Below are 15335 nucleotides of genomic sequence, written 5' to 3'. Positions count from 1 at the left end.
GATGCTGATGGCGGCGTGGAAAATCGCGCCGGCGCTGGCGATGGGTAACTCGGTGGTGCTCAAGCCTTCTGAAAAATCGCCGCTGACCGCGATCCGCCTGGCCGAGCTGGCGATCGAAGCCGGCATTCCGCCCGGCGTGTTCAACGTCGTACCCGGTTTCGGCAAGGGCGCGGGCGAGCCGCTGGCGATGCATATGGATGTCGACGGACTGGTGTTCACCGGCTCCACCGCGGTCGGCAAGTTCCTGCTCGAGTGCGCCGGTCGCTCGAACATGAAACGTGCCTACATGGAATGCGGCGGCAAGAGCCCGAACCTCGTATTCGCCGATGCGCCCGATCTGAAGTCGGCGGCGGTCGCGGCGGCGAGCGGAATTTTCTACAACCAGGGCGAGGTCTGCACGGCCGCGTCGCGGCTGCTGGTCGAGCATTCGATCAAGGACGAATTCCTTGCGATGGTGGTCGAGGCCGGCAAGCGCATGCCGCCGAAACATCCGTTCGAGCCCGGCGCGCGCATGGGCGCGATCGTCGACGAAGGCCAGATGCAGCGCGTGCTCGGTTACATCGACAAGGGCCACGCCGAAGGCGCGAAACTCGCGCTGGGCGGCAAGCGCGTGATGCCGGAAAGTGGCGGTTATTACATCGAGCCGACGATCTTCGAAGATGTCGCGCACGAGATGACGATTTCCCGTGAGGAAATCTTCGGGCCGGTATTGTCGGTCATCAGTTTCGACAGTGAGGACGAAGCGCTGCGCATCGCCAACGATTCGCCGTATGGCCTGGCCGCCGGCGTGTGGACGAATGACCTGTCGCGAGCGCACCGCGTCGCGCGCAAGCTGCGCGCCGGCAGTGTCTGGGTCAACTACTGGGATGGCGGCGACATGACCGCGCCGTTCGGCGGCTACAAGCAGTCGGGCAACGGCCGCGACAAATCCCTGCATGCCTTCGACAAATACACCGAGGTCAAGGCGACCTGGATCAATTTGAATCCTTGATCGCAACGCCTTCGTAGGAGTCAGCTTGCTGGCGATCAAGCAGCTGCTACCTGCTTGCAGGCATCGGGTCTTTGTCGCCAGCAAGCTGGTTCCTACGACTACAGCTCGCCGTAGAATTTCCACTCCGCCGGCAAATCCTCTTTCGGTGCTTCGCCTAGCAGGCGCGAGCGCACCACCGACACCGGCATCGGCCCGCCCATCAGGATCGCGTCGTGGAATTGCCGGTCGGTCATTTTCCCCGAATCGACCAGCTCGTGATGCAAGGCGCGGAACTGCAGTCCTCCCAGCATGTAGGCCGCCTGGTAGAGCGGTCCGTAGTCGCCAGCGAAGCTGCGGCGCACTTCCGCAGCGGCGTTCTCGCGTTCGTGGCCGACGCGCGTGACCAGCAGGTCGATCGCCTGCTGCGGCGTCATCTTGCCCATGTGGAAAGACAGTGAAAACAGGATGCGCGCGGCGCGGTGGCTACGCCAGAACAGCATACCGAGTCTTTCTTCGGGCGTTTTCGCGAAGCCGCGATCGTACAGCTGCATTTCCCAATACAGCGACCAGCCTTCGATCCAGAACGGTGTCTCGAACATCCGTCGCTGCGTCTGGTAACGCGTGTTGTAGAAAAACTGCAGGTGATGGCCGGGAATCAGTTCGTGGTGCACCACCGCGCGCGAGAAGTAGCGATTGTTGCCGCGCAATGTCATTTCGCGCTTGTCCTGCGGCATGGACTCGTTCGGATACGCGACCCAGACATCCTCGCCGCCGAGGAAAAACGGCGCCTGCAATTGTTCCTCGGGCGTGAGCATGGTCATGCGCCAATCGTGTTTGGCCAGCTCCGGAACGGTGACGAGATCGTTCTTCGTCACGTAGTCGATCGCTTCATCGGCCAGTCGCACGACCAGTTTCGGCTGCTCGCCCAGCGCCGGGCCATCCTGTTTGATCTTGTCCAGGGCCTGGTGCCAGTCGGCGTAACCCATTTCCTTGGCGGTCTTCGTCATCTCGCCCTGGCACCAGTTCAATTCACGCTCGGCCAGCGTGATGATCTGCTCGGGCGTGTACGGAATCATTTCGTGGCGTAGGCCCGCGACCAGTGCGTCGCGGCCGATCGGGTCGCCGATGATGGTTTCCGGATTCGCCGCGCCCGCGAGCTTGTCGCGCAGCAGGTGCGAGTAGGAATCCATCTGCTTGTCCAGCGCCTCGTAAGGCTGCTTGCTCCACCAGCTGAATTCCGGGTCGTAGCCGTTGTAGAAGGTGTACCAGTCCTTGAGATCGCCGCGCACGCCGTCGAGCAGATGCGCGGCACGGTAGGCGATGATCGGATCGTGCACAGGCGCTGCGTTGGCGTCGTGCTCGATCTTCGCCTGCAGGTCGGCCAGCGCCTTGCGCGCGGTGTTGAGCACTTCGGCGCTGGCACGGCCATCGGCATAGTGGAGGGCGCGACGCTCTTCGCCGAGTGCGATCAAGGTGTCGACTTTCGGCAGCAGCGGCGCCGCCTGGCGATAGCGTTCGCGTTCGAAATCGAGTTGTTGCAGGCGATAGGCGAGTTCGCGCTTGAACAGCGCGTAGTCGATCTTGTCCTCGAGCCCGAGCGAGGCGTAGTCGAACTCGCCGAGCCGCGACTGCCAGCTCTTGTACAGCGCTGTCAGCGCCGCCTGTCGCTGCGGGCCGGCGGTGATGTCGTGGGTGTGGCCAACGCTGTCGACGTCGGCGAGGAAGCGTTGCAGCACCGGCGCCAGGCGCTGGCTGTTGACCGGCATGTCGGCCAATGCAGGCGCCGTGATCGGTGGTTCGGCCGCCGCGGTGCAGGCGATCATCGCCCCGAGGCACAACGTCAGCAGGCGAGGGGCGATGCGCATCGAATGACTCCGGTGGTCAGGCGGGCAGATGTTGCCGCGCGGTGTTCTGGATGAATTGCAGCAGCGACGCCAGGCCATTGCTGCGCGTCGGCGAAAGATGTTTGGCGAGGCCGATGTCAGCGATGTAGTCGGGCTGGGTCGCGAGGATTTCCGCGGCACTGCGCCCGGAATAAACCCGCAGCGCGAGATAGATCAGGCCGGAGACGATGGTGGAATCGCTGATCGCGTGGAAGTCGAGCTTGCCGGCGTCGCCCTCGGGCACGATCCAGACCATCGACTGGCAGCCGAGCAGGCGGTTGCTTTCGTTCTTCCATTCTTCGGGTAGCGGCGGCAGGCGCTTGCCGAGATCGATAAGGTATTGGTAGCGCTCCGACCAGTCGCCGAAAAACGCGAATTCCTCGGCAATGACGCGCTGTGCATCGGCGGCAGTGGCTTCGGTGGGGAAGGGGCTGGAAATCATTGGGATTGTCGGCGCAGCGACATCAGCCACGCCGCCAGCGCACGCCCTGCGCCGTGTCCTCGATCAGCACGCCTTCGTCAGCGAGCTGTTTGCGGATCGCATCGGCACGGGCGAAATCGCGGGCTTTCTTGGCGATGTTGCGTTCGTCGACCAACGCCTGGATGCGGGTTTCGTCGCCGGCATCACTACCGCGGGAAAACCAGGCTGCTGGATCTTGCTGCAGCAGGCCGAGGATTTCGCCGGCCGCGAGCAGGTCCGATTTCAGCCTGGCGAGCTCGGTGTTTTCGACAGAATCCTTGTCGGCATGCGCGGTCTTGTTGCGAAGTCCGCGGGCATCGCCGGCAAGTCGGGAAATTTCCGCCAGCACCGCCGGCGTATTCAGATCGTCGCAGAGCGCGCTCTCGACACCCGACGGCAGAGCGGCGGGCGGCGCCGGAACATCGGCAAGGTCACGCAAGGTTCCATACAGCCGATCCAGCGTCTTGATGCTTTGTTCGATCAGCGCATCCGACCAATCCAGCGGCTGCCGGTAATGCGCCGACAGCAGCGCGAAACGCAGCGCTTCGGGCGGATGCTTGGCCAGCAATTCATGCAGCACGCTGACATTGCCCAGCGATTTCGACATTTTTGTGCCGCCCATGTCGAGCATGCCGTTGTGCACCCAGAAACGCGCAAACACCTTGCCGCCGTGCGCGCAGGTGCTCTGCGCGACTTCGTTTTCGTGGTGGGGGAACAGCAGGTCGTTGCCACCGGCGTGGATGTCGATGGTCTCACCGAGATGCGCTTCGGCCATCGCCGAGCATTCGATATGCCAGCCCGGACGGCCGATGCCCCAGGGCGAATCCCAGCCCGGAAGATCGGGCGTGGATGGCTTCCAGAGCACGAAATCACCGGCATCGCGCTTGTACGGGGCGACGTCCACGCGTGCACCGGCGATCATTTCGTCCATCGGCCGGCGCGACAGCTTGCCGTAATCGCCGTAGCTGGCGATCGAGAACAGCACGTGGCCATCGGCGGCATAGGCATGTCCACGGGCGATGAGCTGCTCGATCATCGCGATGATCTGCGGGATGTGCTCGGTGGCGTGGGGCTCGACATCGGGCGGGGTGATGCCCAGCATCGCCATGTCCTCGCGATAGATCGCGGTGAACTTGTCGGTGATCGTGGTGATCGGCACGCCCAGTTCCTGGGCGGCTGTGTTGATCTTGTCGTCGACGTCGGTAATGTTGCGTGCGAACACCAACTTGGGATAGCGACGACGCAGCAGCTTGGCGAGGACGTCGAACACCACCGGCCCGCGGGCGTTGCCGATATGCACGTAGTTGTAGACAGTGGGGCCGCACAGATACATCGTCACCCGCGCGGGATCGAGGGGGGCGAAGGCTTCGAGACGGCGGTGCAGGTTGTTGTAGAGATGCAGGTCCATCGGGCAAGTCTAGCAAGGCTTGCAAGGGCCTTAACGAAAATCTTAGGTTCGGGTTCAGTGACAGAATGCTTGAATCCAGCCCCGGCACAGGCGCAGGACCCGAGGGTATCGGGGAATGCGATACACGCGGGCGGCATCCTGGAAGATCACCGCCGCGCCTGTGCTACTCATGGAAAAGGAAGGGATATGCGTCGCATCGCCACTCATCGCATTCTGCTGGTCCTTGTGGCGATGCTCCCAGGTGTGGCGCCTGCGCAATCACCCGATGAGAACGTGACCTACGGCTATGCCCAGGTCCTGCGCGTGACGCCCGTCTATGAAATCTATCGCACGCATGTGCCGGAACAACATTGCGATGGCCAGGCCGTGCGCGATGGTGGTAATTCGAACGGTGGCATGGTGATCGGTGCCGTGGTCGGCGGTGCCCTCGGCAACCAGGCCGGAAAAGGCGATGGCCGCAAGGCTGCGACCGTTGCCGGCGCGGTGATCGGTGGTGGCATCGGCCGCCATGTCGACAGGAACAATGGTTCATCGGCGGCGCCACGTTGCCGGGTCGTCGAGGTCGAGCACGAGGAGCGTCGCCTCGCTGGCTACGATGTCGAATACCAGTATCGCGGCGACAAATACATGTCGCGGCTGCCCCAGGACCCCGGCAATCGCCTGCGGGTCCGGGTTTCGGTGACCCCCGATGCCCCCGCGCTGGGGATCCGCTGAGTTGCGGACTCCTCTGCGGGCTGCAATACTCCGCGCCATGAGCGCCCTCAAGCCCAACGCTGACGTCCTGACCTCTGCCTACATGGCGGCAGGCATGACTTCGCGTGCGCGTCGACCGGAAACCTATCCTGCAGCTGGGTAACCGGGCGTCATCACACATACACCGGAAAAGCCCAGCCTCGCGCTGGGCTTTTTTTTGCGCCGAAATTCCCTCTTCTATTCATCATCGCGAACATCACCGGACCCTCGAAATGAAGCATTTCCTCAACACCCAGGATTGGACCCGCCCCGAACTTGACGCCTTGCTGGCGCAGGCGGCCGCCTTCAAGCGCAGCAAGGCCGGCGACCAGCTCAAGGGCAAGAGCATCGCCCTGGTGTTCTTCAATCCCTCGTTGCGCACACGCACCAGTTTTGAGCTGGGTGCATTCCAGCTTGGTGGACATGCTGTAGTGCTGCAGCCCGGCAAGGACGCCTGGCCGATCGAATTCAATCTCGGCACGGTGATGGATGGCGACACCGAGGAGCACATCGCCGAAGTCGCGAAAGTGCTATCGCGCTACGTCGACCTGATCGCTGTGCGCGCCTTCCCGAAATTCCAGGACTGGTCTTTCGATCGCGAAGACCAGGTGCTGCGCGGCTTCGCGAAATATTCGACGGTGCCGGTGATCAACCTCGAAACGATCACCCACCCCTGCCAGGAACTGGCGCATATCCTCGCGCTGCAGGAAAAGTTCGGCACCAGCGACTTGCGCGGCAAAAAGTACGTGCTGACCTGGACCTATCACCCGAAGGCGCTGAACACTGCCGTCGCGAATTCCGCGCTGACCATCGCCACGCGCATGGGCATGGACGTGACCCTGCTGTGCCCGACGCCCGATTACATCCTCGACGAACGCTACATGGGCTGGGCCGCGCAGAACGTCGCCGAAAGCGGCGGTTCGTTGCGGGTCAGCCACGACATCGCCTCTGCTTATGCCGGCGCCGACGTCGTCTACGCAAAGAGCTGGGGCGCCCTGCCGTATTTCGGCAACTGGGAAAAAGAAAAACCCATCCGCGACCAGTACAAACACTTCATCGTCGACGAAGCCAAGATGGCGCTGACCAACCGCGGCGTGTTCAGTCACTGCCTGCCGCTGCGCCGGAACATCAAGGCCACCGATGCCGTGATGGATTCGCCGGCCTGCATCGCCATCGATGAAGCCGAGAATCGCCTGCATGTGCAGAAGGCGATCATGGCGGCCTTGGTGCGGGAGACGGGAGAGGGGAGACGGGAGAGGTAGAAGTTCTTTCGTTCCGCTGCTCTTCTCGCCAAACGAATTCATCAAGGTCAATTAGCCATGTCAAACAACGCTGTGTCGTCCCCTGTTTCCTCTCTCCCGTCTCCCGATAAAGACATCGTCCTCGCTTTCTCCGGCGGCCTCGACACCAGCTTCTGCGTGCCGTATCTGCAGGAGCGTGGTTATGCGGTGCATACCGTGTTCGCCGATACCGGTGGTGTCGATGCCGAGGAGCGCGATTTCATCGAAAAACGCGCCGCGGAACTCGGTGTCGCCTCGCACGTGACGGTCGATGGCGGCCCGGCGATCTGGGCCGGTTTCGTCAAGCCTTTCGTCTGGGCAGGCGAGGGCTATCAGGGTCAGTATCCGTTGCTGGTATCGGATCGCTACCTGATCGTCGAAGCGGCGATCGCGCGCTGTCAGGAACTCGGCACGAAATTCATCGCGCATGGTTGCACCGGCATGGGCAACGATCAGGTGCGTTTCGATCTCGCGGTGAAGGCGCTCGGCGATTACACGATCGTCGCGCCGATCCGTGAAATCCAGAAAGAACATACGCAGACCCGCGCCTACGAACAGAAATATCTCGAAGACCGCGGCTTCGGCGTGCGTGCCAAGCAAAAGGCCTACACGATCAACGAAAACCTGCTCGGCCTGACCATGTCCGGCGGCGAGATCGACCGTTGGCAGGCGCCGGGCGAGGGGGCGCGCGGCTGGTGCGCACCGCGTGGCGAATGGCCGATACAGCCGCTGCAGGTGAAGCTCGCTTTCGAGAATGGCGAGGCGGTGTCATTGGACGGCGAGCGCATGCCCGGCCATCTGATGCTGGCCAAACTCAACCAGCTGTTCGCGAAGTACGGCGTCGGTCGCGGCATGTATACCGGCGACACGACGATTGGTCTCAAGGGCCGGATTATTTTCGAAGCACCGGGTCTGATCTCGTTGCTCGTCGCGCATCGCGCGCTGGAAGAAACCGTATTGACCAAGGCGCAGAACCGCTTCAAGCCGGCCGTCGCCAAGCAGTGGGTCGAACTGGTTTACGAAGGCTTCTATCACGATCCGTTGAAGTCCGATCTCGAGGCGTTTCTCGCTTCCAGCCAACGCAAGGTCAACGGCGAAGTCACGCTGGAAACCCAGGGTGGCAGCGTGCAGGCCGTTGCTGTTTCCTCGCCGCACATCCTCAACGCCAAGGGCGCGACCTACGCACAGTCGGCTGATTGGGGCGTCGCGGAAGCAGAAGGTTTCATCCGTCTGTATGGCATGAGCAGCACGCTGTGGGCCGAGGTAAATCGCTGACACACACGTAGGAGCGATGGCAATCGCGACCGCGCCCGCATCACCGAACCCAGTCGCGATTGCCATCGCTCCTACAGGTCATCAAGGGACACCATGTTGAACAACACTCTCAAGCACCTCGATGCGCTTGTCGGATTCGATACGCGCAATCCGCCGCGGGCGATCGGCACCGGCGGCATCTTCGACTATCTGCGCGCGAATCTGCCGGGCTTCCGCATCGATGTCGTCGACCATGGTGCCGGCGCGGTGTCGCTGCTCGCCGTGCGTGGGCAGACACCGAGGTTGTTCAACGTGCATCTCGACACCGTGCCGAGCTCGCCGGCATGGACGGCCGATCCGCTCAAATTGCGCGTGACGGGTGATCGCGCGATCGGCCTGGGCGCCTGCGATATCAAAGGTGCTGCGGCGTGTTTGCTGGCAGCTGCGGAAAACAGCAGTGGTCCGGCCGCTTTCCTGTTCAGTACCGACGAGGAGGCCAACGACGCGCGCTGCATAGACGCCTTTCTCAAGACCGATCATGGTTTCCGCGAAGTGATCGTCGCCGAACCGACGCTGGCCGAAGCGGTGCTCGCGCATCGCGGCATCGTTTCCGTTCGCATGTTGTTCAAGGGGCAGGCGGGGCACGCATCGAACGCAAACGCGATGGAACTCAGTGCACTGCACCAGGCGATGCGCTGGGGCGGCAAGGCGCTCGATCATGTCGGCGCGCTGTCGCATCTTCGCTTCGGTGGGATGACCGGGTTGCGTTTCAATATCGGCCGCGTCGAAGGCGGCATCAAGGCGAATATGATCGCGCCATCGGCGGAGGTGCGCTTCGGCTTCCGGCCGCTGCCATCGCAGAATTTCGATGCGTTGCATGCAGATTTCCGCGGCTTCGCCGACAGCGGTGCACTTGCGGAGTACGAGGAAACCTTCCGCGGCCCACCGCTGCCATCGGGCGACGTCGCCAATGCGGAGAACCGCCGCCTCGAAGCACGCGATCTCGCTGATGCGCTCGCCATGCCGATCGGCAACGCCGTCGATTTCTGGACCGAGGCCTCGCTGTTTTCCGCGGCCGGCCTGACCACGCTCGTCTACGGCCCCGGCGACATCGCGCAGGCGCATACCGCTGACGAATGGGTCGCACTCGATCAGCTCGCGGCCGTTGCAAACACCTATCAACGCATCTTCGGCTGACGTCATGAACGATACCCGCACCACCATCGTCCGCTTGCTCTCCAACATGGCCAGCGCCAAGGAGATCCAGCAGTACCTCAAACGCTTCTCGCAGCTGGATGCGGCGCGCTTCGCCGTGGTCAAGGTTGGCGGCGCGATCCTGCGCGACGAACTCGACGCGCTGGTGAGCTCGCTCGGCTTTCTGCAGCAGGTCGGGCTCACCCCGATCGTCGTGCACGGCGCCGGCCCGCAACTCGACGAGGAAATGCAGGCTGCGGGAATCGAAAAGCAGCTTGCCGATGGTCTGCGCGTGACGTCGCCGGAAGGCCTCGGCGTCGTGCGCCGCGTGTTCCAGCAGCAGAATCGCCGCCTCGTCGATGCCCTTGTCGAAGACGGCGTGCGCGCCACCTCGGTGATCGGCGGCGTATTCGAATCGGTCTTCCTCAACAAAAAGAAATATGGTCTGGTCGGCAAGGTCAATGCCGTGCACACCGAAGCCATCCACGCCGCGATCAAGAACGGCTCGATTCCGGTCATCGCTTCGATGGGTGAAACCGCGAGCGGGCAGATCCTCAACATCAACGCCGACTGGGCCGCGAACGATCTCGTCAAGGAATTGCAACCGTACAAAATCGTGTTCCTGACCGGCACCGGCGGCCTGCTCGATGGCGACGGCCGCCTGATCGACTCGATCAACCTGAGTACCGAATACGAAGAACTGATGCAGCAGGACTGGTTGCATTCGGGCATGCGCGTGAAGATCGAACAGATCCACGACCTGCTGATGGCGCTGCCGCCGTCGTCGTCGGTGTCGATCACCAAACCCGATGAGCTGGCGAAAGAACTTTTCACCCATCGCGGCTCTGGCACATTGGTCCGGCGCGGCGAGAAGATCCTGTGCGCGACCGACTGGTCGCAGGTCGATCGCGATCGTCTGCAGACCCTGGTCGAGTCCGGGTTTGGTCGCAAGCTCAAGCTCGATTATTTCGAGACGACGAAGCCGTACCGTATCTACTACAGCGAACACTACCGCGCCGCGCTGATCCTCACGCTGGAAGAAGGCATCCCGCACCTCGATAAATTCGCCGTCAGCGAAGACGCGCAGGGTGAAGGACTCGGCCGCGCCGCCTGGCAGGTGATGCGGCATGAGGTGGAGCGATTGTTCTGGCGTTCGCGCGCCGACAATGCGATCAACGATTTCTACTTCGACGAGGCCGATGGCTGCCACAAAGGCGAGAAGTGGAATGTATTCTGGTACGGGCTGGAATCGTTCGACGATATCCGCTTTGCCGTCGATCACTGCCGGGCGCGCCCGGCCACGCTGAAGGGCTGAACATGAGCGCTGCAAACACGCATTGGGTAACGCCGGTGAGTCTGGCGGGGAAACACGTCCAGCTCGAACCCTTGGCGCGCGATCATGCAAAAGCGCTGGGCGCGGCAGCGAGCGATGGCGACATCTGGAAGCTCTGGTACACGGCGGTGCCCGCGCCCGATCAGGCGGAAACGTACATAGAAACAGCACTGGCGCAGCGCGAAATCGGCAAGGCGATGGCCTTTGTGGTCAAGGATGCCGCGGGCGATGTCGTCGGCTCCACGCGCTTCGGAAATATCGATGGCGACAACCGCCGCGTCGAAATCGGCTGGACCTGGTATGCCGCGCGCGTGCAGCGCACCGCACTCAATACCGAAGCGAAATTGCTGCTGCTCACGCATGCATTCGAAACGTTGGGCGCGATCGCGGTCGAGTTCCGCACCAGCTGGTTCAATCATCGTTCGCGCACGGCGATAGCTCGCCTCGGCGCGAAGCAGGACGGCGTGCTGCGCAACCACATGATCATGCCCGATGGCACCCGCCGCGATACCGTGGTTTTTTCCATCATCGATTCGGAATGGCCGGCGGTGCGCAAACATCTGCAGTACAAGCTTGACGAACAGGCAGCGCGGACATGACTCTGCGCATCGGCCTGATCGGAGCACGCGGTTACGTCGGCAGCGAACTGATCCGGCTGGTCGCGGCGCATCCGCAGTTGGAGTTGGCCTTCGTTTCCTCGCGCGAACGTGTCGGACAGCGCCTGGCCGATCATGAAAGTGGCTACATCGGCGATCTGGATTACGTTTCGTACGGCCCGCAGGAAGCAGCGAAATCGGGGGCGGACGCGCTGGTGCTGGCGTTGCCGAACGGCAAGGCAGCAGAGTTTTCCGCGGCGATCGACGCGGCCGCGCCGGATACCGCTCTTCTAGATCTTTCCGCCGACTATCGTTTCGACGATGAGTGGTATTACGGCCTGCCGGAACTGACTCGCGCACGCGCGGCCGGCCAGCGCCGCATCAGCAATCCCGGCTGTTACGCCACCGCGATGCAATTGGCGATCGCGCCCATGCGCGATCTTCTTGACGGCCCCGCACAATGTTTCGGCGTTTCCGGGTATTCGGGCGCGGGCACATCGCCTTCGGACAAGAACGATCCGGAAAAATTGCGCGACAACCTGATGCCGTACGCGTCGATCGATCATGTGCACGAACGTGAGGTCAGCCGCCAGCTTCAGCACCCGGTCGAATTCATGCCGCACGTCGCATCGCACTTCCGCGGCATCACGATGACGGTGAACATGCATCTGAACCAGCCGTTCACCCGCGACGCGGTGATCGCGCGATATCGGCAGCGCTACGCCAGCGAGCCGCTGGTGCAGGTCCTCGACGAAGCGCCCTGGGTAAGCCGCATCGCCGGCAGGCATCACGTCGAGATTGGCGGTTTCACGCTGTCCGCAGATGGCCGCCGGCTGGTCGTTGTCGCCACGCTGGACAATCTGCTCAAGGGCGCGGCGACGCAGGCGATGCAGAACATCAACCTGGCCTTCGGCCTGCCGGAACTCACGGGGATAGTGCAATGAGCGACCTGCTCTGGCAAAAAACCGGTGTGCGCGTGGATGCGCAGATCATGAAGTTTCTGGCTGGCAGCGATGTCGTGCTCGATCGCGAATTGCTGCCTTACGACATCCGCGCCAGCCGCGCGCATGCCGAGGGACTGGGTCGCATCGGCATTCTCGATGCCGATGAAACCGCGGCGCTGCTGCGCGAGCTCGATGCGCTGGCGGCGGATGTCGAAAGCGGCAGCTTCGTTCTCGACGATCGCTACGAGGATGGACACTCGGCGATCGAGGCGCGATTGATCGAGCGTCTCGGCGATACCGGTCGCAAGGTCCACACCGGTCGCAGCCGCAACGACCAGGTGCTGGTCGCGTCGCGTCTGTGGTTGAAGGATCGCCTCGACGTGCTGCAGTCGCTCTGCCGCGATATCGCCGCCGTCTGCCTGCGTCGCGCCGAAACCGATCCGGCACTGCCGCTGCCGGGCTACACGCATATGCAGCGCGCGATGGTTTCGTCGACGGCGATGTGGCTGGCGGCGTATGCCGAGGCTTTCATCGACAACACGACCCGCGCGCGTCAGGCGTTGGCCTGGATCGACGCCAACCCGCTCGGCACAGCTGCGGGTTACGGCGTCAGCCTGCCGCTGGATCGTGACTACACGACTGCGGCGTTGGGTTTTTCGCGGATGCAGATCAGCCCGATCTACGCGCAGCTGTCGCGCGGAAAATTCGAAATCGCGGCGCTGGACGCGCTGGGCGCGGCGATGCTCGACCTGCGCCGCCTCGCCTGGGACCTGTCGATCTTCACCAGTGCGGAATTCGGCTTTGTCGCGCTGCCCGCCGAATACACCACCGGCAGTTCGCTGATGCCGAACAAGCGCAACCCCGACGTGATCGAGTTGATGCGTGCGAGTTATTCGCCGGTGGCGGCAGCGCGCTGCGAGGTCGAGCAACTGCTGTCGCTGCCATCGGGTTATCACCGCGATCTGCAATACAGCAAGGGTTCGTTGATTCACGGCTTCGGCCACGGCCTGGCGGCCTTGGCGTTGCTGCCGAATCTGCTGGCGAAATTCGCCTGGCGCAGCGAGGCCATGCTCGCGGCGATCGACGTCGGCATGTTCGCCACCGATCGCGCGATCGAGCTCGCGGTGCAGGGCGTACCGTTCCGTGCCGCGTATCAGCAAGCGGCGGAAGCGCCATTGCCGGCTTGCGGTGCTGATCCGCAGGCGAGTCTCGCTGCGCGCACGTCGCCGGGTGGTGCGGCGAATTTGCAGCTGGACGTGCTGAAGGCGCGATTGGCCGCGCTCGCCTGAATACGGCGGCAACCATTCGATGGCGTACCGGCATGCGGCATCGGTATCGTCCAGAGGGTCGGCCGCCGTCGTTACGCCGCCGCCGGTACTTTCAGCGATAATTCCATCCCCGCGCTGCGCGTGCGTGGCGATCGTTGCCATTCGCCGCCGTCGCAAGACGATCCTTCCAGATTTGCCAAAGGACCCGCCGTGAAAAAGGTTTACAAGACCGCTGCCGATGCGCTCGCCGGCCTGCTGTTCGATGACATGACCCTCGCGGCCGGCGGTTTCGGCCTCTGCGGCATTCCGGAAAACCTGATCGGCGCCTTGCTCGCAGCGGGCACGAAAGGCCTGACCATCGTCGGAAACAATGCCGGCGTCGATGATTTCGGCATGGGCCCGCTGCTCAAGACGCGCCAGGTCAAGAAGGTGATCGCGTCGTACGTCGGCGAGAACAAGGAATTCGAGCGTCAGGTACTGGCTGGCGAGCTGCAGCTCGAACTCGTGCCGCAGGGCACGCTGGCCGAACGCATCCGCGCCGGTGGTGCCGGCATTCCGGGCTTCTACACGCGCACCGCTTTCGGCACCAAACTCGCCGAGGGCAAGGAAACCAAACAGTTCGACGGCAAGGACTACGTACTGGAGCCGGCGATCAAGGCCGACGTCGCCATCGTCAAGGCCTGGAAGGGCGACAAGTTTGGCAATCTCGTTTATCGAAAGACCGCACGCAATTTCAATCCGATGATCGCGACCTGCGGCAAGGTCACGATCGCGGAAGTCGAGGAGCTGGTCGAAGTCGGCGAGCTCGAACCCGATCAGATCCACACGCCGGGCATCTATATCGACCGCATCGTGCAGGGCGCGAGCTACGAAAAACGCATTGAGTTCCGCACGCTGTCTGGCGGCGCGCCTTCCGGCAAGGAAAGCCCGATTCGTCTGCTGATGGCGCAGCGCGCCGCGAAGGAATTGAAGGACGGTTACTGCGTGAATCTCGGCATCGGCATTCCGACGCTGGTGGCGAACTACATTCCGGCGGGCGTCAACGTCACGCTGCAGTCGGAGAACGGATTGCTGGGCATCGGTCCGTTTCCGACCGAGGCGACGGTGGATCCGGATCTGATCAATGCCGGCAAGCAGACCATCACCACGATTCCCGGCAGCAGTTTTTTCTCCAGCGCCGATTCCTTCGCGATGATCCGCGGCGGTCATATCGATCTGTCGATTCTCGGCGGCCTGGAAGTTTCCGAACGCGGCGACCTGGCCAATTGGATGGTGCCGGGCAAGATGGTCAAGGGCCCGGGAGGCGCGATGGATCTGGTCAGCGGCGTGCGCCGCGTGGTCGTGCTGATGGAACACACCGCCAAGGACGGCGCGCCGAAAATCCTGCGCGATTGCGCGTTGCCGCTGACTGGCAAGGGCGTGGTCGACATGATCATCACCGACCTGTGCGTGTTCTCGGTCGACAAGGCCAAAGGCCTGACGCTGACGGAACTGCATCCGGGGGTGAGTCTGGACGACGTGCGCGCCAAGACCGGTTGCGATTTCGCAGTGGCGATCGCGTAACGAAATGAGTTTGTGGCGTGTGCGCCGCACGCGCCCAGCGAGAGTGGATTGCGCGCCGATCACTCGCTGTTACGAGGCGGCCACGAAAAAAACCGACACTAGGTCGGTTTCGTCGAATACAGCTTGAATCTTTGGTCGGGGAGACAGGATTTGAACCTGCGACTTCTACGTCCCGAACGTAGCGCTCTACCAGGCTGAGCTACACCCCGAGGGAGCCCCGCATTGTAATGACCCGATCCCGATCAGGCAAGCCTGATCGACCCTTGCCGCGGCATGCGGTGTTGGCAGCTAAAATGCCCGCCTCGGTCTGTCCGCTGCGCTCGTTCGCGCCGGCCATGCCCAGCCCCAGCATCCGGCCGGGCGGTCATTCGGACCTGCCGCGCGTTCGCCTGCGCCCTTGCGATTTCCAGGAGTTTTGCGTCGTGATCAAGCCCCGCACCCCACCCGGCG

Annotated in this window: 13 protein-coding genes, 1 tRNA gene and 1 pseudogene; 11 read left to right on the top strand and 4 right to left on the bottom strand. The window is 62.9% G+C overall.

Annotated elements, in window-relative coordinates; translation table 11 throughout:
• Window positions 1-991, top strand: a 991-nt coding sequence (locus tag VKM35_RS10560; protein WP_324320981.1) for an aldehyde dehydrogenase family protein, incomplete at its 5' end; no start/stop codon positions are given.
• A 98-nt stretch (window positions 992-1089) separates the two neighbouring features.
• Here VKM35_RS10560 and VKM35_RS10555 read toward each other — a convergent pair.
• Genes VKM35_RS10555 through cysS form a run of 3 tightly spaced genes read right to left on the bottom strand, consistent with a single transcriptional unit; the run spans window position 1090 to window position 4721 of the window.
• Window positions 1090-2835, bottom strand: coding sequence for a DUF885 family protein (locus VKM35_RS10555; protein WP_324320980.1), 1746 nt, complete (start codon window positions 2833-2835; stop codon window positions 1090-1092).
• 16 nt (window positions 2836-2851) lie between these two features.
• The gene (locus VKM35_RS10550; RefSeq protein ID WP_324320979.1) at window positions 2852-3295 is read right to left on the bottom strand and encodes a SufE family protein; all 444 of its coding nucleotides are present in this window, start codon (window positions 3293-3295) and stop codon (window positions 2852-2854) included.
• 22 nt (window positions 3296-3317) lie between these two features.
• Window positions 3318-4721, bottom strand: a complete 1404-nt coding sequence (gene cysS / locus VKM35_RS10545; RefSeq protein ID WP_324320978.1) for a cysteine--tRNA ligase — start codon at window positions 4719-4721, stop codon at window positions 3318-3320.
• A gap of 186 nt (window positions 4722-4907) precedes the next feature.
• Between cysS and VKM35_RS10540 the strand changes: the two genes are divergently transcribed.
• The 10 genes and pseudogenes from VKM35_RS10540 to VKM35_RS10495 all read left to right on the top strand — a co-directional run bounded on the left by VKM35_RS10540 (window position 4908) and on the right by VKM35_RS10495 (window position 14885).
• Window positions 4908-5435 (top strand): glycine zipper 2TM domain-containing protein, encoded by a 528-nt coding sequence (locus VKM35_RS10540; RefSeq protein ID WP_324320977.1) that lies wholly within the window; start codon window positions 4908-4910, stop codon window positions 5433-5435.
• 251 nt (window positions 5436-5686) lie between these two features.
• Window positions 5687-6715, top strand: a complete 1029-nt coding sequence (locus tag VKM35_RS10535; RefSeq protein ID WP_324320976.1) for an N-acetylornithine carbamoyltransferase — start codon at window positions 5687-5689, stop codon at window positions 6713-6715.
• Between the two features lie 57 nt (window positions 6716-6772).
• Complete coding sequence (locus VKM35_RS10530; protein WP_324320975.1) at window positions 6773-8008, top strand: argininosuccinate synthase; 1236 nt, start codon at window positions 6773-6775, stop codon at window positions 8006-8008.
• A 93-nt stretch (window positions 8009-8101) separates the two neighbouring features.
• Complete coding sequence (locus tag VKM35_RS10525; RefSeq protein WP_324320974.1) at window positions 8102-9184, top strand: acetylornithine deacetylase; 1083 nt, start codon at window positions 8102-8104, stop codon at window positions 9182-9184.
• A 4-nt stretch (window positions 9185-9188) separates the two neighbouring features.
• On the top strand, window positions 9189-10496 hold the full coding sequence (locus tag VKM35_RS10520) for an acetylglutamate kinase (RefSeq protein ID WP_324320973.1): 1308 nt from the start codon (window positions 9189-9191) through the stop codon (window positions 10494-10496).
• Complete coding sequence (locus VKM35_RS10515) at window positions 10493-11113, top strand: GNAT family N-acetyltransferase (RefSeq protein WP_414636627.1); 621 nt, start codon at window positions 10493-10495, stop codon at window positions 11111-11113. Before VKM35_RS10520 ends, VKM35_RS10515 begins: the two co-directional genes overlap by 4 nt.
• Window positions 11110-12054, top strand: a complete 945-nt coding sequence (gene argC / locus VKM35_RS10510; RefSeq protein WP_324320971.1) for an N-acetyl-gamma-glutamyl-phosphate reductase — start codon at window positions 11110-11112, stop codon at window positions 12052-12054. Before VKM35_RS10515 ends, argC begins: the two co-directional genes overlap by 4 nt.
• A complete protein-coding gene (gene argH / locus VKM35_RS10505; RefSeq protein WP_324320970.1) occupies window positions 12051-13343 on the top strand; it encodes an argininosuccinate lyase in 1293 nt (430 codons plus the stop codon). Before argC ends, argH begins: the two co-directional genes overlap by 4 nt.
• A 120-nt stretch (window positions 13344-13463) precedes the next feature.
• A pseudogene (locus tag VKM35_RS10500) lies at window positions 13464-14168 on the top strand (CoA transferase subunit A); the annotation flags it as partial.
• 96 nt (window positions 14169-14264) lie between these two features.
• Window positions 14265-14885 carry a 3-oxoacid CoA-transferase subunit B gene (locus VKM35_RS10495; protein WP_324320982.1) on the top strand — a complete coding sequence of 207 codons (621 nt, stop codon included), beginning with the start codon at window positions 14265-14267 and terminating at the stop codon, window positions 14883-14885.
• Window positions 14886-15017: 132 nt separating this feature from the next.
• Here VKM35_RS10495 and VKM35_RS10490 read toward each other — a convergent pair.
• Window positions 15018-15094, bottom strand: a tRNA-Pro gene (locus VKM35_RS10490).
• Between the last annotated feature and the right edge of the window lie 241 nt (window positions 15095-15335).

The sequence above is a fragment of the Arenimonas sp. genome (genome assembly GCF_035312645.1).
Lineage (GTDB): Bacteria > Pseudomonadota > Gammaproteobacteria > Xanthomonadales > Xanthomonadaceae > Arenimonas.
Note: the sequence above shows the minus strand (reverse complement) of the source record. Positions and strands in the feature narration are given on the sequence as shown.